The organism is Microbacterium longlingense (assembly GCF_058349825.2).
In genome coordinates this window covers 262935-283978 of the sequence record NZ_JBYRJA020000005.1, presented here as the reverse complement: position 1 = coordinate 283978, position 21044 = coordinate 262935, and the positions used below count along the sequence as shown (strand labels likewise).

The 21044-nt window shown below is 68.9% G+C and carries 22 protein-coding genes and 1 tRNA gene; 7 read left to right on the top strand and 16 right to left on the bottom strand.

Annotation, left to right across the window (positions count from 1 at the left end; genetic code table 11):
- Positions 1-80 precede the first annotated feature (80 nt).
- The 6 genes from mpaA2 to AC3RXY_RS09590 form a co-directional block, all read right to left on the bottom strand.
- Positions 81-209, bottom strand: a complete 129-nt coding sequence (mpaA2, locus tag AC3RXY_RS09615; protein WP_491510689.1) for an MpaA2 family daptide-type RiPP — start codon at positions 207-209, stop codon at positions 81-83.
- Positions 210-247: 38 nt separating this feature from the next.
- Positions 248-382: an MpaA1 family daptide-type RiPP gene (gene mpaA1, locus AC3RXY_RS09610; protein ID WP_498224624.1), complete on the bottom strand. Its 135-nt coding sequence runs from the start codon at positions 380-382 to the stop codon at positions 248-250.
- Between the two features lie 29 nt (positions 383-411).
- The gene (locus AC3RXY_RS09605; protein ID WP_491510687.1) at positions 412-1572 is read right to left on the bottom strand and encodes an iron-containing alcohol dehydrogenase; all 1161 of its coding nucleotides are present in this window, start codon (positions 1570-1572) and stop codon (positions 412-414) included.
- On the bottom strand, positions 1569-2837 hold the full coding sequence (gene mpaD, locus AC3RXY_RS09600; RefSeq protein ID WP_491510686.1) for a daptide-type RiPP biosynthesis aminotransferase: 1269 nt from the start codon (positions 2835-2837) through the stop codon (positions 1569-1571). The genes AC3RXY_RS09605 and mpaD overlap by 4 nt, the downstream gene beginning before the upstream one ends.
- A 2-nt stretch (positions 2838-2839) precedes the next feature.
- Positions 2840-3892: a daptide biosynthesis RiPP recognition protein gene (mpaB, locus tag AC3RXY_RS09595; RefSeq protein WP_491510685.1), complete on the bottom strand. Its 1053-nt coding sequence runs from the start codon at positions 3890-3892 to the stop codon at positions 2840-2842.
- A gap of 194 nt (positions 3893-4086) precedes the next feature.
- The gene (locus AC3RXY_RS09590; protein WP_491510684.1) at positions 4087-4515 is read right to left on the bottom strand and encodes an NUDIX hydrolase; all 429 of its coding nucleotides are present in this window, start codon (positions 4513-4515) and stop codon (positions 4087-4089) included.
- Positions 4516-4762: 247 nt separating this feature from the next.
- On the opposite strand from AC3RXY_RS09590, the gene acuI reads away from it, so the two are divergent.
- Positions 4763-5749 (top strand): acrylyl-CoA reductase (NADPH), encoded by a 987-nt coding sequence (gene acuI / locus AC3RXY_RS09585; protein ID WP_491510683.1) that lies wholly within the window; start codon positions 4763-4765, stop codon positions 5747-5749.
- A 24-nt stretch (positions 5750-5773) separates the two neighbouring features.
- On the opposite strand, the gene AC3RXY_RS09580 is transcribed toward acuI, so the two are convergent.
- The 3 genes from AC3RXY_RS09580 to AC3RXY_RS09570 all read right to left on the bottom strand — a co-directional run bounded on the left by AC3RXY_RS09580 (position 5774) and on the right by AC3RXY_RS09570 (position 8059).
- On the bottom strand, positions 5774-6703 hold the full coding sequence (locus AC3RXY_RS09580) for an LLM class F420-dependent oxidoreductase (RefSeq protein ID WP_491510682.1): 930 nt from the start codon (positions 6701-6703) through the stop codon (positions 5774-5776).
- Between the two features lie 80 nt (positions 6704-6783).
- Positions 6784-7467 (bottom strand): type 1 glutamine amidotransferase domain-containing protein, encoded by a 684-nt coding sequence (locus tag AC3RXY_RS09575; protein WP_491510681.1) that lies wholly within the window; start codon positions 7465-7467, stop codon positions 6784-6786.
- A 28-nt stretch (positions 7468-7495) separates the two neighbouring features.
- Complete coding sequence (locus AC3RXY_RS09570) at positions 7496-8059, bottom strand: TetR/AcrR family transcriptional regulator (protein WP_491510680.1); 564 nt, start codon at positions 8057-8059, stop codon at positions 7496-7498.
- 58 nt (positions 8060-8117) lie between these two features.
- On the opposite strand from AC3RXY_RS09570, the gene AC3RXY_RS09565 reads away from it, so the two are divergent.
- Positions 8118-9047, top strand: a complete 930-nt coding sequence (locus AC3RXY_RS09565) for an NAD-dependent epimerase/dehydratase family protein (protein WP_491510679.1) — start codon at positions 8118-8120, stop codon at positions 9045-9047.
- Positions 9048-9123: 76 nt separating this feature from the next.
- Here AC3RXY_RS09565 and AC3RXY_RS09560 read toward each other — a convergent pair whose 3' ends face one another.
- From AC3RXY_RS09560 to AC3RXY_RS09550, 3 genes are all read right to left on the bottom strand, one after another.
- Positions 9124-10407, bottom strand: coding sequence for an MFS transporter (locus AC3RXY_RS09560; RefSeq protein WP_491510678.1), 1284 nt, complete (start codon positions 10405-10407; stop codon positions 9124-9126).
- Between the two features lie 134 nt (positions 10408-10541).
- Positions 10542-11384, bottom strand: a complete 843-nt coding sequence (locus AC3RXY_RS09555; protein WP_491510677.1) for a sugar phosphate isomerase/epimerase family protein — start codon at positions 11382-11384, stop codon at positions 10542-10544.
- Positions 11381-11851 (bottom strand): C-glycoside deglycosidase beta subunit domain-containing protein, encoded by a 471-nt coding sequence (locus AC3RXY_RS09550; protein WP_491510676.1) that lies wholly within the window; start codon positions 11849-11851, stop codon positions 11381-11383. The genes AC3RXY_RS09555 and AC3RXY_RS09550 overlap by 4 nt, the downstream gene beginning before the upstream one ends.
- Positions 11852-12050: 199 nt before the next feature.
- Between AC3RXY_RS09550 and AC3RXY_RS09545 the strand changes: the two genes are divergently transcribed.
- Positions 12051-13193 (top strand): ROK family protein, encoded by a 1143-nt coding sequence (locus AC3RXY_RS09545; RefSeq protein WP_498224623.1) that lies wholly within the window; start codon positions 12051-12053, stop codon positions 13191-13193.
- 34 nt (positions 13194-13227) lie between these two features.
- Here the strand turns inward: AC3RXY_RS09545 and AC3RXY_RS09540 are convergent, their stop codons facing one another.
- Positions 13228-13587 carry an ArsR/SmtB family transcription factor gene (locus AC3RXY_RS09540; RefSeq protein WP_491510674.1) on the bottom strand — a complete coding sequence of 120 codons (360 nt, stop codon included), beginning with the start codon at positions 13585-13587 and terminating at the stop codon, positions 13228-13230.
- A 103-nt stretch (positions 13588-13690) separates the two neighbouring features.
- Between AC3RXY_RS09540 and AC3RXY_RS09535 the strand changes: the two genes are divergently transcribed.
- On the top strand, positions 13691-15097 hold the full coding sequence (locus AC3RXY_RS09535; protein WP_491510673.1) for an MFS transporter: 1407 nt from the start codon (positions 13691-13693) through the stop codon (positions 15095-15097).
- 314 nt (positions 15098-15411) lie between these two features.
- Here AC3RXY_RS09535 and AC3RXY_RS09530 read toward each other — a convergent pair whose 3' ends face one another.
- Both AC3RXY_RS09530 and AC3RXY_RS09525 read right to left on the bottom strand, forming a co-directional pair.
- On the bottom strand, positions 15412-15837 hold the full coding sequence (locus tag AC3RXY_RS09530; protein ID WP_491510672.1) for a hypothetical protein: 426 nt from the start codon (positions 15835-15837) through the stop codon (positions 15412-15414).
- A 582-nt stretch (positions 15838-16419) separates the two neighbouring features.
- Positions 16420-16492 (bottom strand) — tRNA-Ala (locus AC3RXY_RS09525).
- Between the two features lie 299 nt (positions 16493-16791).
- Between AC3RXY_RS09525 and AC3RXY_RS09520 the strand changes: the two genes are divergently transcribed.
- From AC3RXY_RS09520 to AC3RXY_RS09510, 3 genes are all read left to right on the top strand, one after another.
- On the top strand, positions 16792-17658 hold the full coding sequence (locus AC3RXY_RS09520; RefSeq protein ID WP_491510671.1) for a DsbA family protein: 867 nt from the start codon (positions 16792-16794) through the stop codon (positions 17656-17658).
- A gap of 3 nt (positions 17659-17661) precedes the next feature.
- Complete coding sequence (locus tag AC3RXY_RS09515; RefSeq protein WP_491510670.1) at positions 17662-18531, top strand: cytochrome c biogenesis CcdA family protein; 870 nt, start codon at positions 17662-17664, stop codon at positions 18529-18531.
- Positions 18532-18970: 439 nt separating this feature from the next.
- Positions 18971-19762 (top strand): M23 family metallopeptidase, encoded by a 792-nt coding sequence (locus AC3RXY_RS09510; RefSeq protein WP_498224620.1) that lies wholly within the window; start codon positions 18971-18973, stop codon positions 19760-19762.
- Between the two features lie 101 nt (positions 19763-19863).
- On the opposite strand, the gene nagA is transcribed toward AC3RXY_RS09510, so the two are convergent.
- A complete protein-coding gene (gene nagA, locus AC3RXY_RS09505) occupies positions 19864-21036 on the bottom strand; it encodes an N-acetylglucosamine-6-phosphate deacetylase (RefSeq protein ID WP_491510668.1) in 1173 nt (390 codons plus the stop codon).
- Positions 21037-21044 lie beyond the last annotated feature (8 nt).

The window sequence follows — 21044 nt, the reverse complement described above, 5'->3', positions numbered from 1 at the left end:
GGGACACCTCCTCTCTTCTGGGTTTTCTGCTCTGAAATGTTTGCGAAGCGCGTGCGCTCGCGTGAACGGCGAGCTCGGTTCTACGTCAGCGCGATCAGACCCAGCAGCATCCCCAACGTGACGCCCCGCATCCAGTCCTGAGCATCATCGGGGGCGTCCATCGCCTCAAGCTCGACGAAAGCGAGCACCGCTGCGTGTGCAGTAGCCATACCATTCACCTCCTTCCTCACGTCGTCGGCTTTTCTCGTCAGGTCAGCGCCAAAGCACCGCCGACGATGGTGAGCCCCACCAGGACCCCCTGGTAGAAGCTCTCCCAGCTCGGAGCGTCCATCGCGTCGAGCTCCTCGAACTCCAGGAGCCCTGCGCCCGTCTTTTCTGTCACCACAATCACCCCCTCTCGATTCGTCGCTCTCATGCGGTGTCGCCCCTCCACCGGGCGGCACCGAGGACATCCGTCATCTCCGGCACGCCGATATGCCGCAGCACGCCGGGACGCGCGTGTCCCCAGGTCGTGCAGATCGCGCGAGCCATCCGAGAGATCCGCCACGCCTCTGGCTGTCGGGGCCGTGCGATCGACCACATGTCGATGAGGGCCCGGATGCCGTCGTCCGGCGCTTCGGGGAGGTGGTTCGCCCGGCTAATCGGCTCCCAGAACCGCCGGAGGCTCGCGCGGTCGCCCCAGCGTCGATCACCGTCTTCGATCCTGCGCCAGATCTCGGGGACGATCGCCGCGGTCGCCGTCATCTTGCGAACACCCAGGTGGAACGACACCTCGTTGGCCACGTACCAGTGGCGGGCCGCATAGCGCTCGATGCCGCGCAGCGCCGCGGTCCTCTGCGTCGCTGCACCCAGCCGCGCGATGCGCAGGCGCGTGACGGGGGAGGCAGCGCGGTCACTCTCGACGGCGGCGACCAGAGCACCGCCGAGGGCCGACGCGTCCGCACGCGCTCTCGGATCCTGATACCGGCTCGTGCTGGCCCCGGCCACCCGCAAGAGCGCCTCGAACGCCCCTTCGAACACGGCGGCGGTGGAGAGCGACCCGAACATGCTGACGTCGAGGATGGCCCGGCGCGGGCGCAGCCGCTCCCCCACCACGAGGCGGTAGCCGCCGCTGTTTTTGAGGATCGCGACCGCGCTGACCTCTGCGGAGGTGCCGATGGTCGTCGGGACGGCCAGGACATCGGCGCTCCGCGCCGGAGGCAGGAAGGTGACGGGCGACCCGGTGGCGTGGGAGAGAAGATAGGAGAGCAGCGCGGGCGTGCCGATCGACAACGCAGCGATCTTCACTGCGTCGATCACCGTGCCTCCGCCGAAAGCGATGATCGTCTGCGTCCGGCGTTCCTGCAGCCGCCGGCCCAGAGCGACGATCGCGTCGGCGTCACTCGATGCGGGATCCAGAGCGAGCATCTGCGCGGCGAGCGGCCGTCGGATGACCCCCTTCATCGCGCCGACAAGGCGCGCGTCGACAACGGCCACCGTCGACGGATCGCTGAGCAGCCGATCGAGTTCGGGTGCTGCCGCAGCCACCTGGAGGCGGGTCAGCGAGCGGTGCCCGGGCGCAGGAGCGCTCACTGCTCCCCCTCCGCCCGTCGCATGGCGAATGCGGCGAGACCGCGGCGGATGCCGCGGTCGAGCTCCGCCAGCTCTGCGTCCGTATAGCCGAACGCCGGAATCACGCCGATGCCTCCGGGCATCGGCTGCACATTCACGCCGATCTCGGCGATGGCGGCCACGACCTCCAGCACGTCAGACGCGCTCAGCGGTGCCCCGGCGACCCCTGCGAGCTGCACAGCCAGGAAGCATCCTCTGCCGCGGGAGCCGACGGCCAGCCCGTCGCGCACGAGGGCGTCGACCAGGGCACGGAGCCTCTCGCTGAGCACCGCGGACCGCCCCACTGCGTCAGTCCGCTCGATCTCGGCAAGCATGGCGAGGATGGCTGCAGCGCACACCGGTGTTCCCGCCTGGGTCTCGCCGTGGACGAACGTCCACCCGCCCTCGGCGAATGCCCCCGCCACACGGCTCCCCACGAGAACGGCGGCCGCCGCCATCGCCCCGTTCGTGAGCGCCTTCGAGAGGATCATCATGTCCGGCGGGCGCGTCCACACGGTCGATGCGAAGAGCGGGCCCGTTCGGCCGAATCCGGTCGCGACCTCATCGGCGACGAGGAGGAATCCGAAGTGCTCGCGCAACGCGACGACGGCCCGGAGGAACGAGGGCGACAGCACGAACGCTCCACTGCCGAGGACCGGCTCCACGACAACGGCCGCGACCCGGTCGCCCTCGCGCATCATCAGCGCGTGTAGCTCGTCACCGTCGTCGACCGCGACGTGACGGACCGCCCGTCCGTCCACCGCATACGCCTGCTGGAGCAGATCATCGCCGCTGAGCCCGTGCCCGCCGTACATCGTGCCGTGGTAGCTGCCCCTCAGTCCGACGATGATCGTGCGGTCCGGGCGACCTCGCTGCGCCCAGTACTGTCGTGCGAGCTTCATCGTGGCATCGACGGCCGAGCCGCCCGATGTCGCGAAGACGACGCGACGGTACGAACCCGCACCGGCAGCCGCCACGAGGGCATCCGCCGCTTCCGCCGCGAGACGGTGCGGTCCGCGAAAGAGCGTCAAGTAGGACGCGTCGCGTGTGGCGCGCGCCACCGCCTCGGCGACGGCGGGATTGCCGTAGCCGAGCGGCACGTTCCAGAGGCCGCTCGTTGCGCAGAGCCGCTCGGAGCCGTCCGCGTACGAGATGCGATGGCCGCGGGCTCCGACGGCGGTCTCCCGGTCGGTGAATAGGCGGTCGGCCGGAAGCATCGCCGGCCAGAGGGCCGTGAGGTCGGGCATGGTCAGCCTTCCGCTGGCAGGCCGCCGGCGGGAAGCCGAGCCGGCGTCGGCGCTGGCTCTCCGAGATGTATTCCGAGCTCGCGTACCGCCTGTTCGCAGAGTGCGCCCGCATCCGTCGTCTCAACGCCGACCCGTTCGGAGACCCGGTGCATCGCCCGTTCATACGTGCTCGAGGTCTGGACGATGGCAACGACATCCGCCGCAGAAGGCGACAGGCGCTGCCTGCGGCGCGTCCCCGGATCCGCGAGCAGCGTCTGATCTTCCCCGACCACGAGGAAAGGGTCAGTGGGGTGAGGTTCCGCGTCGGCACCGTCATCGTGGGTGCCCTGGTCGGCTGGGTCTCCGAAACCGGCGATCCGTTCTCCGTCGCGTAGCTCAAGCGCCCGCACAAGATCTGCGGCGTGCAGGAAGCGCCGCAGCCATGGCCGCGCAGCCACTTCGGCGATCAGCGACACGGGATCGACGACGCCGGTGAGCTCGTCGAGACGCGGGTACTGCTCGTCGAGCAGTCGGGCCAGCTCGCTCAGGACCCCGATCGGACGACCCTGTGCGCCCAGGCTGACCGTGCCGTCCGCCGCGATGTGCACGGACACCGGCCGGCCGGCCGTGAGCGGAGCCCAGAGCGCCTCCCGATCGGCGAGCTGCAGTCGCCCGTCGATGACCGACGGCGGGAAGACGCCCGTCTGTCTGGCAAGGTCGGCATCATCCAGGAATAGTCGCCACCCGGCCTCGTCCCGGAACCGCACCACCGTTGGCTGGCGGACGTCGACGAAGCCGGCTGCGGCGTAGTCCTGGAGCTCGACGCTGAGGGATCCGAAGAAGAGCTGATCGCCCATCTCACGAAACGTTCCGGCCGAGCTGATGACGGTTCCGCGTGCCGCGGCAGCGTCCGCATCCACGGGCGCGATGATCGCATCGCGCTCAGAGACGAACGCGGCGACCTCCGGCACCGCGGATGCACCCTCCACGAAGAAGATCCGGTCCACGACCGTGCGCCGGCCCGTTACCCACTCATGGATGACGGTCGCCGCATGCGCGTCTTTTGCTTGAGTCACAGTCCCCCCGGTCTGCCGACGCGCTCCATCGGGGCGCGTCGGCCTCAGTGTTCCACACGGATCACCGTTTTCCAAGAAAGAACCCGGGCTTTATCGCCCTGAGTCACAATCGCTCGATGCCCGACCGATCGCGACGGGAATGCGGCGTGGCCGAGGCGAGACCCACGCCCGACACCGTGGCCACACCGGCGGGCTCAGCGGAGGATGCCCGCCATCCGCAGCGAGATGTCGACGAGCTTGACCCGTTGCAGCTCGTCGACGGCACTCAACTCGAACCAGGCGGCCATGTCGGTCGAGCCGTCCTCCTCGAAGCGGAGCGTGCCGCCCACGATGTGCGCGGCGTAGATGATGCGCAGGGTGTGCAGGGGGTTGACGGCATCCGGGGAGATGCGCCTGCTGGCCGGGATCACGGCGGAGTGGATGCCGAGGAGGCCGTCGAGCTCCACGCGGTACCCGGTCTCCTCCCACACCTCGCGGCGCACGGCGTCCTCCGGGTCCTCGCCCGGCTCCAGGCCGCCGCCCGGCATCGTCCACGCCGTCCGACGCCCCTCGATCCAATGGGAGAGGAGCAACCGCTCATCGGCGTCACGGATCACGGCGTACGCGGCGATCCTGGTGTCCATCTGGTCAGCCTAGCGAGAATGACCGCCTTGCGAACAGGAGTCGATATATGCCGTAATCGGCATGAATATGCGGACGGTTCGGCCCGTCGGTCCCCGATCAGAGGGCGGCGTGGCGTCGGCTGCCGCCCTCCGGCCGCACCGGCTGGTGCCGATCAACCCCCCCACGCGCCACGCTGTCGGTCAGCGCGGCTAGCCTGGTCGCGGGCGCGGGACCAGGCCGCCACGGGCGCGCCAGATCGGGGATGACATGTTCGACGCACTGCTGATCGAGAACGACGAGGCGGGCTACCGCGCCGGCGTGCAGACGATCGACGAGGCTCGCCTGCCAGACGGCGACGTGACGGTACGGGTCGAGCGATCAGGCCTCAACTACAAGGATGCGCTGGCGATCACCGGCCGCGGGAAGATCGTTCGGACGTTCCCGATGGTCCCCGGCATCGATCTGGTGGGCACCGTGGAGCACAGCGCGTCCGCCGATCACGCCGTCGGCGACCGGGTCGTGCTCAATGGCTGGGGCGTGGGGGAGCGGCACTGGGGTGGCCTTGCGCAACGAGCACGGTTGCGCGGCGAGTGGCTTGTGCCGTTGCCCGAGGCGTTCTCCCCGACGCAGGCCGCCGCGATCGGCACCGCCGGCTATACCGCCATGCTGTGCGTGCTCGCCCTCGAACGTCAGGGCCTCACCCCTGATGCGGGGGAGATCGCCGTCACCGGAGCAGCCGGGGGAGTCGGGAGCGTCGCGATCGCCGTGCTCGCCAAGCTCGGTTACACCGTCGCCGCCATCACGGGCCGGCCGGAAGAGGCGGACTACGTGCGAGCGCTGGGCGCATCCGCGGTGCTCGATCGCGCGGCCTTCGCCGAGCCAGGCAGACCCCTGACGACGGAGCGCTGGGCCGGCGCCGTGGACGTGGCAGGAAGCCATGTGCTCGCGAACATCTGCGCGGGTATGAGGTATCGCGGTGTGGTCACCGCGTGCGGGCTTGCCGCCGGGATGGATCTGCCGGCGTCGGTTGCGCCGTTCATCCTCCGCGGCGTGACGCTGGTGGGCATCGACAGCGTGATGTGCCCGCGCGAAGAACGCGTCACGGCCTGGGAGCGGCTCGCAACCGACCTCGATCCGGACAAGCTCGGCCTGATCGCGCACGAGATCGGACTGGGCGATGCCGTCGCGACCGCGTCTGCCCTCCTCGACGGCACGGTGCGCGGCCGCGTGGTGGTCGATGTGAACCGGCGCTGACCGTCCGGCAGGCGGCGAGCTCGCTCAGCGGGGGAGCAGGGGAAGGACCTCGGTGCCGAGATAGTCGAGATGGTCGACGTCGCGCAGGTCGACCAGCTGGAAGTGCACCCGGTCGACTCCGAGGGCGTGCAGTCGCTCGACCTTGCTGGCGATCTCGTCCGGACCGCCGACGATGTTGACGCCATCGCGCACATCGGCGGGGACGACGCCGACGGCCTCCGCGCGACGAGCGATGTCGGCCTCCGTCGCGCCGGCGAATGTCGGGAGCGCCACGGAGATTTTCAGCGTCGCCGGATCACGCTCGACCCGCTCGCATGCGGAGCGCAGCAACGGGATGCGCTGCGCGATGACGTCCTCGCCACGGAAGCCGATGTTGGCCTCGGTCGCGTAGCGCGCGGTGATCTCCGGTGTGCGTCGCGGTCCGGTTCCGCCGACGATCACAGGAATGCGCTCCTGCATCGGCTTCGGGAGTGCGGGTGCCGCGTCCAGCGTGTAATGCTCTCCCGCGAAGGAGAAGGTCTCTCCGACGGGTGTGCTCCACAGCCCCGTGATCACCGCGAGCTGCTCGTCCAGCAGGCCGAACCTCTTCTCCGGAAAGGGGATTCCGTAGGCGCGGTGCTCCTGCTCGAACCATCCGGTGCCGAGCCCGAACTCGACCCGGCCTCCCGACATCGCGTCGACCTGAGCGACCTGGATCGCCAGGATCGCGGGGACCCGGTGCGTCGCGGACGAGACCAGGGTGCCGAGCCGGATGCGGGAGGTCTCGCGTGCAAGGCCGGCCAGAGTCGTCCACGCATCCGTCGGTCCGGGCAGCGGGTCACCGGCACCCATGCGCATGTAGTGGTCGGAGCGGAAGAAGGCGTCGAAGCCGTGCGCCTCCGCGGCGAGCGCGAACGCCAGCTGGTCCTCGTAGCGGTAGCCCTGCTGCGGCTCGGTGAAGACGGTGAACTCCATGCGTCCAGTCTCGCCGCTGCACGCCGCCCCGGGGTCGCCGCCGACGCCTCCCGGCGGGATGCACCGTTTCCCCCTGGGCCTCAGAGGAGCGCGGCGACCTTCTGCGCGGTCTCTTTGGCGGAGCCGGGGTTCTGTCCGGTGACGAGCCTGCCATCCGTGACCGCGTAGGAGACGAAGGGCAGCACGGCCTTCTCGTAGCGCGCGCCACGGTTCTTCATCTCTTCCTCGACGTTGTACGGCACCAGCTTGTCCACCCGCGCGAGCACCTCCTCCCGCCACGAGAACCCGGTGAGCTTGCGCCCGGCGACGAGCAACGAGCCGTCGGAGAGCGTCGTGTTCAGCAGGCCGCAGTAGCCGTGGCATACGGAGGAGACGACGCCGCCGCGTTCCCAGATCTCCCGGGTGAGCTGCTGGAGGCCGGGGCTGTCGGGGAAGTCGTACATCACCGCGTGACCGCCGGTGAAGAAGATCGCGTCGACCTCGGCCGCGTCGACCTGGTCCGGACGGAGGGTGTTCTCCAGCAGCGCCGTCCGGGTGGGATCCGCACGCCAGGCCTTGGCGGTGCGGTCATCGTTGGGGAACTTCAGCGACCGCGGTTCGAGCGGCGACCTGCCGCCGCTCGGGCTGACGATGATCTGCTCGAAGCCCCGCTCCTCGAACACCTCCCACGCGTGGGTGAGCTCGGAGAGCCAGAGTCCGGTGGGGTGGTCCGGGTCGTCGTAGTGGCCGACGTTGGTGACCACGTGGAGGATGCGTCTGGTCATGATCGGTTCTCCTGTCCGGTGGGGTGTGTCAGAGGAGCGCGGCGAGGGTCGCGCGCACTCGTTCGGCGCGCTCGTCCGGCGACGCTGCGCGCAGCTTGCCGTCGAGGTAGAGGAAGGCGAGGCCGTGCGCGGTGCCCCAGAGGCCGGTCGCGAGCGGCTCCGCGTCGCGACCGGGGAAGAGCCGGGCGATGGCCCCCTCGAGCAGGTCGTGCAGGGCGGCAGCTGCGCGGACGCGGTCATCGTCTGCGTCGTCGCACTCCTTGCCGAACATGGCGCGGAACAGCGCGGGGTGCTCGGCGGCGAACGCCACGTAGACGACCGCGAACTCGAGGAGCGCCTCTCGTGACGCCGGCAGGTCGTCGTGGGGGAGGAGCAGGTCGCGAAGGTCGCGGAAGCCCTCGGCTGCCACCGCGGACTCCAGGGCGTCGCGGTCGGCGAAGTGGCGGTACGGGGCGGTGGGCGAGACTCCGACCGCGCGCGCGACCGCGCGCAGCGAGAACGTCTCGCCCGACTCCAGCAGCCCGCGGGCCGCGGACACGAGCGCCGCACGGAGGTCGCCGTGGTGATAGGCGGCGACGGCTGATGTTGACACTGCTTACTTCCCCCTCATAAAATGTGAGCACTGTAAACATAGCGCAGGAGGGGCCGACGTGCACACGATTCTGGGAGCCAACGGACAGATCGCGGTGGAGCTCGCGCGGGAGCTGAACCGCACCGTCACGACCGACCTCAGGCTGGTCAGCCGCAACCCGCGCGCGGTGAACGACACCGACGACGTGGTCAGCGCCGATCTGCTCGACGCCGGACAGACCACCGCGGCCGTTGCGGGAAGCACCGTGGTCTACTTCACCGCCGGGCTCCCGGCGAACACCGAGCTGTGGGAGAAGCAGTTCCCGACGATGCTGGCGAACGCCCTCGCGGCCGCCCGGGCAGCCGGCGCGAGCTTCGCGTACTTCGACAACACCTATATGTATCCGCAGGACGATCGGGTCCAGACGGAGGACACGGCATTCGCTCCGGTCGGCCGCAAAGGGCGGGTCCGGGCGCAGATGACGCGGATGGTGCTCGACGAGATGGCCAGGGGCGAGATTCCCGTCCTCATCGCCCGCGCTCCGGAGTTCTACGGCCCCGGTCGCACCCAGAGCTTTACCAACACGCTTATCGTCGACCGGATCGCCGCCGGCAAGAGACCCTTCGTGCCGGTGCGCTCGGACCGCAGGCGCTCACTCATCTGGACGCCGGACGCCAGTCGCGCGCTCGCGCTCCTGGGAAGCACTCCGGACGCGTACGGCCAGACCTGGCATCTGCCCATCGATGATGACCGGCTGACCTATCGAGCGTTCGTCAACCTGGCGAACGCGGTCTTCCACCGCGATGCCGCACCCCTGGTGCTGCCGCGCTGGGCGCTGACCGCCGCCGGGCTTGTCTCTCCCCCGGCCCGCGAGCTGAGGGAGTTGCTGCTGCGCTATCGGTACGACAACCTCTTCGACGCATCGAAGTTCGCCGCGCGCTTCCCCGACTTCGAGGTCACGACGTATCGCGCCGGGCTGGAGATCATCCGCGGAGAGTCCGCCGCCTGAGGGCGACGGCGGACTCTCCGGGGGACCGGGGCGATGCTGCTTCAGCCGCGTCAGGCGCCGCGCATCCGGGGCACCCTCATCCGGCCGTCGCCTCCGGTCGTTCCTTCTCCCGGAAGGCGATCAGGAAGAACACCGCGGCGACGGCGGCGATCACCGCCGGCAGGATCCAGACGTACTGCCAGTTGTGGCCGTCCTCCGTGATGAACAGGTCGACGATCGGACCGGAGATGACCGCACCGATCAGGAAGCCGACGCCGTAGGTACCGGTGAAGATCAGGCCCTGCGCCGAGCTGCGCAGGCTCTTCGGCGCGAACCGGTCGGTGTAGATCTGACCGCTGACGAAGAAGAAGTCGTAGCAGAGGCCGTGGATCGCGAGCCCCAGGATCACCATCCAGTACGAGGTCCCGACATCACCGAACGAGAACAGCACGAAGCGGAGCACCCAGCCGAACATCCCGATGAGCATCATCTTCTTCAGCCCGAACCGCACCAGGAGGAACGGCATGAGGAGGAAGAACACCACCTCCGACACCTGCGCGATCGTCTGCACGCCTGCCGCCCCCTCGACCCCGACCTCGTTGAGCCACAGGTTGGTGAAGTTGTTGTAGAAGGCGACGGGGATGCAGATCAGGATCGAGGCGATGAAGAACACCCGGTAGGAACGCGACTTCAGCAGGGCGAGGGCATCGAGCCCGAGGGACTTCGCGATGGACTGCTTGACGCGCGGGGGGCGGGGTCCCGCCTTCGGCAGCAGGAAGATGCCGAACAGCGCGAGCGCGACGGAGCCGATGCCAGACATCACGAACGTCAGCTCCAGCTGGCCGTTCTGCTCCCACGCGAACCAGCCGATCAGCAGGCCGCCGAAGATCCAGCCGATCGTGCCGAACACACGGATGAGGGGGAACTGCTTCTCCGGGTCGGTGAGCTGATCGAAGACGATCGCGTTCGCCAGCGGCTGCGTCGGCATGTAGAGCACCATGTACACGAGCGCGATCCCGATGAAGACCGGCAGGGTGGGTGCGGTGCTGGCGAGGAACATCGCCACCGCAGCGCCGAGGTGCAGGATCACGAAAACCGTTCGCGCCGAGAGGAACCGGTCGGCGATGATGCCGACGAGAACGGCGGCGAGGATCGTGCCGATCGACTGCCCGATGAAGACCAGGCTGATCTGGCTGCCGCTGGCCGCGAACGTGAACACCATGTACGTACCGACGGTGACGATCCAGCAGCTCACGACGAACTGCTCCAGGAACCACATCGCGGACAGGCGGATCCGGAGCCAGCGCGAGATCCGATCGGGGGAGACGGGCAGGTCGGATTCGGTGGCCAGGCGGCCGGCGGGGGCGGGACTTCCACTCATTGCAGTGCTCCTTTGCATGCGGGATGGGGAGTGGGGTGTGCTCTGGGGCGGACGAGCGGGCCGGCGCGTTCACACGCAGCGGCGGAGGGGTCGGGGCTCCCGGCCGGTCCGGGCGCCGGGAGCCCCGATGAACGTCAGCGCTGCGCGTACCGCTTCAGAAGGCGCACGTGCTTCTCGACCATGTCGCGGCTGTCGATGTCGTCCATCCACCATCCCTCGAACTCCGCCACCACGAAGCCCTCGTAGCCGAAGTCGGCGAGCGCTCCGAGCAGCGCCGCGTAGGGGGTGTGCGGCTCCTCGCCTTCCTCATCAAAGACATGCCCCTTGCCGTGGCAGTGCACCGTGTCGGGAAGGATGTCGACGAAGGTCGAGATCGGGTTGTTCTGATACTCCGATGGCAGGCCGGAGGTCTGCCAGCAGGAGAAGTCCGGCAGGAGCTTGACCCAGGGGGAGTCGATCGCCTTCAGGACGTCGGCGTAGTACGCCACCGGGTACGGGGCGTGGATCTCCAGCGCCCAGGTGATGCCCTTCTCCTCGAGGAGCGGCAGCGATGCCCGGATGATCTCGATCAGATCGCCTTCCCGTTCGGCGTGCGCCGAGTCCTCCGTACCGCCCTTGACCTCGGACAGGTTGAGGTAGACGGGTCGGATCACCCGGGCGCCCATGAACGCCGCAAGCTCGATGCTCTGGCGTGCCGTGGCGATGAGCTCTTCGACGGTCTGCGCGCGATCCGTGCGCACCCGGTCGTTGAGATAGCAGGAGAAGTTCGCGATCTCCAGGCCTTTGCCCGCGATGTAGTCGCGCAGCTCGGCGAGCTCCGGGAGCTGGGGGCGTCCCCAGTTGGAAAGGTGCTGCTCCGCGATGATCTCGATGCCGTCGATGCCGAGCGACGCGGCATGGTCGATGGCGTCGCGGACCGTCATGCGCCGTGCGTGGATATCCGCCCCGTAGGAGTAGAGGCTGACGCCGATCTTCATGAGGTGACCTCGATCTCTCGCTGGAAGGTGTAGTTGACGACGTCGCCGGGCAGGCCGTAGCTCATCGCCGAGCGCAGGCGGAGCTCGACACGCAGCGCGGCCGAGCCAGCCGCGACGAGCTCAGGTGCATCGGTGGTGTCGATCAGAAGAGCGGCGAGTTCTCCCATGTGCCACCAGACCTCGTGGACGCTCTGCAGGGTCCAGGCGCTGAAGATCTGGTCACGGAGCTCGACGTAGATGCGCTCGGGAGGCACCGGGGTCCCGTCGATCGTCACGGAGAGCTCTTCGAGGGTCGACAGCGGGGTGCCGGTGTACCACGGGCACCCCAGATCGACGCTGAGCATCTGACGCCCGAACCGTTCGACGCGGCGGGCGTCGGGGTGGGGGAGGGCATCCCGCTCACCCAGACGGCGAAGGAGGGAAACCATCTCCCCCACTTCGCTGTCGACGACTGCTTCATCACTCATGCTTTCTCCTCACCGTTGGGGATCTTCGTGGGTGTCGGTCGACGAGCCATCGCGGACGGGCGTCGCAACAGCTGATCATGACCGGAATCCCGCATTTCTGCTACACAGTAGCGGAATTGGTGAGACTGTAGCATTAACCCCGATGCAGAACAATGGTGAGTTCGAGAAGGCGGCGCGAAGCGGGCGGAAGGGAGCCGGGATGTCAGCGGTCGACCTCGCGACGATGCGACAGATCAACTCACGCGTCGTCCTGCAGGCCCTCTTCCAGAGACGCGAACCCGTGCGGATGTCGCAGCTGGTGCGACAGGTGCAGCTGTCCCGCCGCACCACCGAGCTGATCCTCGACCAGCTCGTGGCAGACCGGTGGGTGCTCGAGGTGTCTGCGGAACCCGGGTCGACTCTCGGGCGCCCTCCGCGCACGTATCAGGTCAACCCGGCCCGGGCCGCGTTCGTCGCCATCGCGCTCGACACGCACACGGCATCGGTGGCGATCATCGATGCGGGCGGCACCGTTCATCACCGCGCCGAACGCGAGATCGCCGACATGGGCGACCCGATCGGCACCACGCAGGCCGCCGCGGAGCTGGCCTCCTCGCTGATCGACGCCTCCTCGATCCCGACCACCGACCTCCTCGGTGCGACGCTCTCGGTCACCGGGCGGGTCGACGACGACGGCACGGTTCTGCACGTGCCCTATCAGCCGGCCTGGACCGCTTTCGATCCGCGTGACCTCGTCCACGATGCGATCGGGCTGCGACCCACCGTCGACAACGACGCCAATCTCGCCGCCCTCGGCGAGCAGTGGCTGGGCTCGGCTCAGGACCAGGAGACGTTCGTGTGGCTCATCGCCGGCGTTCGCCTGGGCGCCGGGTTGGTCATCAACAAGAACCTCCACCGGGGCAACCACGGCGCGGCGGGCCAGATCGTCCAGGTGGGTTCGATGGGCCTGCACACCATGGAGACCCTTCCCGTCGGTGCGATCTCCTCCCCTGATCCCGCCCGCCGTGCTGACGCGGAGGCCGTTCTGCGCGATGCCGCCGGCGGCGACCCCGCAGCACAGGCCGCCGTCGGAGACTTTCTCGACCTCGTCGAGCCGGTCCTGTCGACCTTTGCCTGGACCCTCGCGCCCACCGCCTTCATCCTCGGCGGCGGAATGGAGTCGACCGGCCTGCTCGTCGAGGATCTGCAGCAGCGCCTCGCTCGGGCAGAGACCCCTCCCGTCGAGATCCGCGGGTCAGCGCTGGGCCCGGACGCCGCCCTGTACGGCGCCGCACGCCTCGCCCGCGACGCGCACCCCGACAGCATGGTGGCCGCGCTGCGCGAGCAGCACCTGACATCTTGACCCGCTGGTCGCCGATGTCACGAAAAGCGCCGGGCTAAGACCGCGGGGCTCTGCCCGTGTCGGCGGGCCCCGACTCGCTCGCCGGGAGTTCGTCCGAGATGAGCTCCAACAGTCCAGGGAAGCGTTCGTGGATGTCGGCTCGGCGCAGGGTGACCCCGCTGAAGTTGCCGTGGTCGACCTGCTTCACCAGTCCCGCTTCTCTCAGCACGCGAAAGTGATGCGACCGAGTCGATTTCGAGACGGGCAACCCGAAGCTCGCGCAGGTTCGCTCCACCCCGTCCTCGCTGAGGGCGAGCTCGTGGATCACCCGACGACGCAGCGGATCGGCCACCGCGGCGAGGACGACGCCCAGGTCCATCGCGTCTTTGGTCGGCTCGAGATCATCGGTCGGCACGTCGATCCGCCCCTCTCCACAACAGCAAGGTTCTACTTGCATCGTACCTGATGCTCGTGCAGAGTAGGTTCGTCATCTATCGAACCTCCTGGAAGGATCGCACATGTCATCGGAGCTGCCCAGCACACGACCGCCGGCAGCGAGCCCCCCTGGCCCGGCACACCAGCCACCCACCGAGCGCGGCACGGCGCGGCGGTCGCCTCACCCGCTGCTGCTCCCTGTTCTTCTGGCCGCGCAGTTCGTCACGCCGCTGGCAATCGCCGGCGTGGCGGTCGGCCTCCCCTCGATCTCCGGCGAGCTCGGGGCCGATGCGACGCTGCTCCAGGGCGTCGTCAACGCGTTCAACGTCTCCTTCGCCGTCTTCACCCTCGTGTGGGGGTTCGTCAGCGATCGTCTCGGGCATGCAAGGACGTTCGTCATCGGTGTCGTCCTCTGCATTCTGGCCTCCGCCGCGAGCATGAGCGCACCCTCGTTGCTCGTCCTGGACGCGGCCCGCGCCGTGGCCGGCGTCGGGGCGGCGGCGATCATCACCTCGGCGTCCGCCCTCATCTCACAACGGTTCCACGGTGCGCGGCGCGCACGAGCGTTCGCCGTCTTCGGCACGATCAATGGCCTCGGTCTCGCCCTCGGGCCCACCATCGCCGGCGGCATCATCTCTGTCGGCGGGTGGCGCAGCGTCTTCGCCGCGCACGGCGTACTCCTGCTCGCGTCGCTGGTCGGCAGTGCGACCGTCCGAGACGCCCCGGACAGCCCGTCACCCACGGCCCGCGCCGGCGACGCCCCGGGAACGCGCTCCGGGGCACGCTCCCTCCTGCACCCCGGCTACCTCGCGATGCTGGTCGTCCCCGTTGCCGGCGCGGCCGGTTTCGTGACCGTGCTGACCTACCTGCCCGCGGCACTCCAGGCCGTGCAGAACATGACCCCGGGAACGGCCGGACTCATGATGCTCGCGATGACCATCCCGGTTCTCATCACACCCGCCCTGGTCCACAGCATCAGCCGGAAGGCCGAAGCCCGGGCACCTGGCCGAGGCGAAACCGTCCACATCGGCGTGTGCGGCGCCGCTCTCCTCTGCCTCGTTCTGGCACCGCTCGGACTCCTCGGCTTCTCGCCCGACACATCCCTGCCGTATCTCACGGTCATCCTGGTCGTCGCCGGACTCGGCTTCGGCCTCCCGCTCGGCATCGTCGACGGACGCGCCCTGAGCTTCATCCCCGACAGCGCACAGGGCCGCGCGGCGGGAATCCTGAACTTCTTCCGCATCGGCAGCGAAGCCCTCTTCGTCGCGCTCTACGCGATCCTGCTGACCGCCATGATCGGCAGACAACCCGCCGCCGCCGGAATGGTCGAACAGATCGCCGCCGGCCAGCCCGGGCACGCCGCCGTCTATGCCGCTGCCATGACTCCTGTCCTGTGGGCGATCGCTGTCTGCTGCGCCCTCCTCCTCGTGCTCTTCATCGTCCTCACGCGGGCCACGCGACACGGCGGTGCGTCCACAGCGGCACCGTGAAAGCGCGTCGCAGTGACACCCCACAGCAGCCGGAACCGGAGAACGGCGAGTCAGAAGGCTCGGGAAGCAGGAGCCAGGAGCCGCCCGAGATTGTCGCCCGCACGATCGCGCCTCGGCACCTCACGACGGCGCCGCCGAGGCCGCGACGGTCACGTGAAACACCTGGTGGCCGATCGCCTGAGAGAGCATGGGCGGCTGCGGAGGCATCCGGCGCACCGCAGCGGACACGGAAAGAGACCACACCCGCAGAGCACGTCCGATTACCACCCGATTCGCACCCGAGGTGGGATCTGTGCGAAACGAGCGGTGGACACCTACCGAGCTACCTGGACTATTCCCTCGAGCTCTTCAACACCATCACGTGTTTCCCCCGTCGTCGGCCATTGAGTGTCGATAAAACTGACCGACACGCCTTCGAACGAGGAAACCATACTGCTCGGCGAGCCACACGAAGCTCTCCACCCCTTCTCGGCACTGATGATGACGATGATGCAGGGGGCGTCATTGATGTTTTTCCCCACATAATAAAGGAAACCGCCAGAATCCTCGCCCACGAGTCGAATCGACTCCTCGCGCACCTCGAGCTCTTCCCCCATGTCAATGGCAGGGATATCGGAGGCATCTGGTGGACTGCTGAGGAGCTCCTCCAGCGGGGTTGACGTCGCCGCCGCGCAGCCCGTCAGCAGGACGATGCCACCCGCGATCGCGGACACAAACACAAGAAGGGGGCGCATAATCACCTGTTCAAACCTCGTAGATCTTCTGTGAAATTCGTGGTGGCACTGATCGTGATCCGACTCGGAAGGGCATGATGGTCGAAGGGGTCGTCGTTGCGGCTCCGCTGGCGCCTGGGATTGATGAGCGTTATCTTTCGTCTCGCATTTTCCACGCCTTTGTGATCGCGATATTTTCGGTACGTTATCAAAGAAGGACACAGCGATCAAGGGAAGCTCTCACCCCCTGCTCCACCTCTCGGCACCTGTGAGACCGCAATGCCCCGCGGTCGTGAAGAGGAAAGCCTGTGGGTTCTGGCCCGTGGCATCGGCTAATGACGCAGCAGTCGACGACGACGACGACGCGTTTGTGGCGTTCATTGTGCTCGTCTTCGACGTCGATCGACCGGCCGGGGCTGCGGCGGCGGGCGATCCGGTCTCGACCGCGGTCTGCCGATGCGGCGGGACCGGCGGATCGCATCCGCGACGAGCCGATCCCGCACCCGCCGTGTTGCCTCCCCGCCCTGCGCGATCGTGCGCTCCGGGTTCCCCCGGGAAAGCAAAGAGGCCGCTTCCTGATGAGGAAACAGCCTCTGACCTGCGAAATTGTGGAGCCTAGGAGATTCGAACTCCTGACATCCTGCTTGCAAAGCAGGCGCTCTACCAACTGAGCTAAGGCCCCGTCGAGGCTGGGCCTCTGGGTCAACCAGACGAGTTTATCAGGGATCCCGGACGGCCCGGACACACCGGTGGTGCGGCGGGGTGGCATGGCCCAACTCAGGCGGTTCCGACCACCGGTGGCCGGAACCGGCGGGATGGCGCAGGCGCCGGCGTCGGCGCCACGGAAATCGCCTGAGTAGGGACATCGCCTGAGTGGAGACAAGTGCCGGGGGAGGACGAGTGCCGGGTGAGGACATAGGCCCCAGCCCCGCCGCCGTCCGGCCCCCAGCCCCAGATGCACCCCGCTTGTATCCTGAGGAGGTGAGCGACGCCGGCCAGCAGGACCCCGACGAGACCACCCGAGCAACCCCGGATGCGGCAGGCGCAGCGTCCCCGCTCCCGCCGGCAGAGACCACCGCAGCCGACACCGCGACGCCCGATATTGCGGCGAAGTACCGCTTCCATCGGCGCCTCAACATCCTGCTGGGAGCCGCATGCGCGTTCCTCCTCGTCGTGGTGATCGGTCAGGTCGGGTTCTCGGGCAACGCCTCCGTGCGGCCCGATGCTCCGGCAGCGTCCGCGCCGCAGACCAGCGCTCCGACTCCCGGTGCGGCAGCGTCCTCGGCACCGGAACTGCCGCCCCTCGAACGCCACGACAGCACGGATGCGATGGCGATGGGCTCCCTCGATGCTCCGGTGGTGCTCGTGCAGTGGACCGACATGCGTTGCCCGTTCTGCGCGGCGTTCCACCGGGAGACGCTGCCGGCGATCGTCTCCGAGTATGTCGACGCGGGCCTCGTGCGCATCGAGCTGAACGATGTGTCCTTCTTTGGTGAGCAGTCGACCGATGCAGCGGTGGCGGCCCGCGCCGCAGCCAACCAGGACAGGTACTTCGAGTACCTCGACGCGGTCTTCGGCGCCGCCCCCGAGAGCGGTCACGCCGACCTGCCGCGCGCGCAGCTCATCGCTTTCGCCGAGGCCGCCGGTGTTCCCGACATCGACCGGTTCACCGCGGACCTCGACGACCCGGGCCTGACCGCCGCCGTGCAGGAGAGCACCCGTTGGGCACAGACGATCGGCGTGTCCAGCGTTCCCTTCTTCTACGCCTCCGGCAGCACCGTCGCCGGGGCGCAGCCGGTCGAGCTGTTCCGCGCCTACCTCGACGACGCCGTGCAGCGCGCCGGCTGAGCGATGGACATCGGCCTGCTCGGCGCCTTCGTCGGCGGGGTTCTCACCCTCTTGAGTCCCTGCTCCGTCATGCTGCTGCCCGCGTTCTTCTCCTACGCATTCACCAGCCCGACCACCCTCCTCGCCCGCACCGGGGTCTTCTATCTCGGACTCATCACGACGCTCGTTCCGCTGGGCGTGCTGGCCGGCACGCTCGGCTCATTCGTCAACCAGAACCGGTTCCTCCTCGTCACCATCGCCGCGGTCGTGGTGATCGTCCTCGGCGCCATGATGATGCTGAACATCCCGCTGCCGTTCATCCGATCGCGGGAGGGCGCGGCAGAAACCCGCTCGACAGCATCCGTCTACGCGCTCGGCACGGTGTACGGGCTCGCCGGGGTGTGCGCCGGCCCCCTGCTGGGCGCGGTGCTGACGGTCGCCGCGGTGAGCGGCAATGCCCTCTACGGCGGAGTGGTCCTGCTCTTCTTCGCGGCCGGCATGGCGCTGCCGCTCCTCGTGCTCGCGCTGCTGTGGGGACGAATGCCCGGGATTCGCCGCCTCGTCCGACCGCGCGAGGTGCGGATCGGACGGTGGCGCAACACCTGGACGGGCATCGTCGGAGGCGCACTGACGATCGCCCTGGGCGTCCTGCTGCTCACGACCTCCGGGACGTCCTCCCTGGGCGGCATCCTCGGAGCCACCGATCAGATGGCGCTCGAAGGCTGGGTCCATCGCGTCACCGCGGGCGTTCCCGACCTCGTCGTCGCTGTGATCGTCGTGGCGATCGCAGCCATGATCTGGCTTTTCATCGTCACGCGGCGCCGCAGATCGAGCGCCACGGTGACCGCCTCGCGAGATCGACGACCCGCGGAGAACCCTGATCAGTTGCCGTGAAGAGTCGTCTTAACTTGCGTCGAACCACCAAGATCCCTAACGTTACAGATCGGTAACGGGTATACCCGACCCGTGACGGGCATTCTGCCCAGCCGAAAGGAACAGCATCATTTCAGGCCTACACGAGCGCGCATCCGAGACGACGTCCGCTGCATCAGCCGACCCCGGAGCAACCTCGCGTCCCCTGACCCGACGAGAGCTGCGCCTGCAGGCCGAGGCCGCCACAGAGCTGGCCACGGCCGCAGCGTCCACTCCCGCCGAGATCGCCGTCGAGAGCACCGCGCCGACCGATCTCGTGGCGAAGATCCCGGCGACACCCGCGGGTCTGTTCGACGGCGCCGCTGAGACCGCTGCGCCGGAGACGCACACTCCGGTCCGCTCGCGCCGCCGCGCGGCCCCTCGCCCCGCTTCCCGGGCGACCGCGGCACCGGCGAACACCGTGACCAGGCCCGAGCCGAGCAGGCCCACGCCGAGCCGCCCGGAGACGCCCGCCGTCGCGGCGGAACAGAGCCGCCCCCGCAGCACCTGGGCGCGCACCAAGACCGTCGGCGCCGTGCTGGCTGTGGGCACCCTCATCACCGGCGCCGCCCTCCCGGCGTTCAGCCTGAGCGACCCGGGGCCGGCGACCATCCAGTCGATCGCCGCCGCAGAGGCCCAGTCCTACAGCGCGGAGAGCGAGATCCAGGTCGAGGTGATCTCCCGCGACGGCTTCACCGCCACCTCCTCCGACGAGATCCGCGAGAACCGCGCCGCCGCCGTCACCGCCGCCCTCGCCTCCGGCCTGCCGATGGATGCCGTCGTCAACCTCTCGCCCACGGAGGGGGTCGTGATGCCGATGACCGACGGCAGCTACGACCTCAGTGACGGCTTCGGCGCCTCGCGTCCTGGCCGCTCTCACATGGGCCAGGACTTCGCCGCGCCCATCGGAACCCCGATCTACGCGGCGATGGACGGTTGCGTCTCGGTGTCGTCCGAGAGCTACCAGGGCTACGGCGTGACCGTGAAGCTCGAGAGCCTGCTCGACGGGCAGGCCGTGAGCACCGTGTACTCCCACATGGACTACGGCACGCGCGCCGTCGAGGTGGGCGACTGCGTCAAGGCCGGTGAGTTCCTGGGGAACGTCGGTTCTACCGGCTACGTCTTCGGATCGTGCCTGCATTTCGAGGTGCACATCAACGGCTCCGCGATCGACCCGCAGCCCTGGCTGCAGGAGCACGCCCAGAAGCAGTGATCATCGGCCCGGGATGCGGGCGGATCGTCTCGCGCTGAACCTGCGCGACGCGGAGCGGGACGGCTGCCCGCCGACCGCGCGCCGCCATCGTCGGCGCGCTGCTAGCGAACCGACGCGGACAGCACCTCGCGAACACGCAATCCCTCGTCGAGGACGACCAGGTCTGCACGGCGCCCGACCTCGATGTCCCCGATATCGTGCCAGCCCATCGCCCGGGCCGGCGTCGTGGCGGTGACGCGCACGGCACCGGTGAGTGCCGCATCGGTTGCGACACCCGGCCCGACGACCGCGCGGAACAGGGCGTCCATCGTCGCGGTGCTGCCCGCGATCGTCTCGGTTCCGGTGAGGCGGGCGATGCCAGATCGCACCTCGACACCGAGCTCTCCGAGCAGGTAGTCGCCGTCGCCGCAGCCGGCGGCGCCCATCGCGTCGGTCACCAGCATCACGCGGTCCGGCCCTGCCGTCGCAAGCACCCACGCCACGAGCGCCGGATGCAGGTGCACGCCGTCGGCGACGAGCTCGACCGTCACCCGATCATCGTCCAGCAGGGCGAGCACCGGCCCTGGGGTGCGGTGCAGCATCGGCGGCATCGCGTTGAACAGGTGCGTGGCGACGGTGGCGCCCGCATCGATAGCGCGCGCGACCGTGTCGTAGTCCGCATCGGTGTGGCCGATCGCCACGACGACACCGGCGTCACGGAGCTGCGCGATCGCGGCGATCGCGCCCGGCAGCTCAGGAGCGATGGTCACCATGGCGATCGCGCCCCCGGCCGCTGCGAGCAGCTCGTCGACCTCCTCGGTGTCTGGTGCGCGCAGCGCCGCAGGATCGTGCGCACCACGGCGTTCGGGGGAGAGCCACGGCCCCTCGAGATGGATGCCGCGCAGCTCACCGGCGGCCACGAGCGGCGCGAGTGTGCGGACGCGCTCGAGAAGCGCGGCAGGCGAGGCCGAGACGAGGCTGGCCATGCTCGTCGTCGTGCCGTGCGCCTGGTGCAGGCGTCGGGCCGCGTGGGCAGCCTCCGCCGTGCCGTCGGGGTATCCGTGCCCCCCGCCGCCGTGCACGTGCGCGTCGACGAAACCGGGCACGATCGTCGCAGCGCCGAGATCCGTCGTCACGGCCGCCGGTCTTCCGGCTCCCACGCCGGTGATGATGCCCCGCTCCACGCCCACCCAGCCCGGGGCGTGCACGCCCCGCGATGTGACCACGCGATCGGCGGCGATCACCTCTCCGGAACGCGTTTCGGACGAGGTTCCCCCGGCGTCTGTATCACTCACCGCCTCAG

Bases quoted from the DNA above. Each gene is read 5' to 3' on its own strand.
- mpaA2 (WP_491510689.1), bottom strand. From the start codon at position 209: ATGGCTACTGCACACGCAGCGGTGCTCGCTTTCGTCGAGCTTGAGGCG.
- mpaD (WP_491510686.1), bottom strand. From the start codon at position 2,837: ATGCCCGACCTCACGGCCCTCTGGCCGGCGATGCTTCCGGCCGACCGC.
- AC3RXY_RS09590 (WP_491510684.1), bottom strand. From the start codon at position 4,515: ATGGACACCAGGATCGCCGCGTACGCCGTGATCCGTGACGCCGATGAG.
- acuI (WP_491510683.1), top strand. From the start codon at position 4,763: ATGTTCGACGCACTGCTGATCGAGAACGACGAGGCGGGCTACCGCGCC.
- AC3RXY_RS09580 (WP_491510682.1), bottom strand. From the start codon at position 6,703: ATGGAGTTCACCGTCTTCACCGAGCCGCAGCAGGGCTACCGCTACGAG.
- AC3RXY_RS09575 (WP_491510681.1), bottom strand. From the start codon at position 7,467: ATGACCAGACGCATCCTCCACGTGGTCACCAACGTCGGCCACTACGAC.
- AC3RXY_RS09560 (WP_491510678.1), bottom strand. From the start codon at position 10,407: ATGAGTGGAAGTCCCGCCCCCGCCGGCCGCCTGGCCACCGAATCCGAC.
- AC3RXY_RS09555 (WP_491510677.1), bottom strand. From the start codon at position 11,384: ATGAAGATCGGCGTCAGCCTCTACTCCTACGGGGCGGATATCCACGCA.
- AC3RXY_RS09550 (WP_491510676.1), bottom strand. From the start codon at position 11,851: ATGAGTGATGAAGCAGTCGTCGACAGCGAAGTGGGGGAGATGGTTTCC.
- AC3RXY_RS09545 (WP_498224623.1), top strand. From the start codon at position 12,051: ATGTCAGCGGTCGACCTCGCGACGATGCGACAGATCAACTCACGCGTC.
- AC3RXY_RS09535 (WP_491510673.1), top strand. From the start codon at position 13,691: ATGTCATCGGAGCTGCCCAGCACACGACCGCCGGCAGCGAGCCCCCCT.
- AC3RXY_RS09515 (WP_491510670.1), top strand. From the start codon at position 17,662: ATGGACATCGGCCTGCTCGGCGCCTTCGTCGGCGGGGTTCTCACCCTC.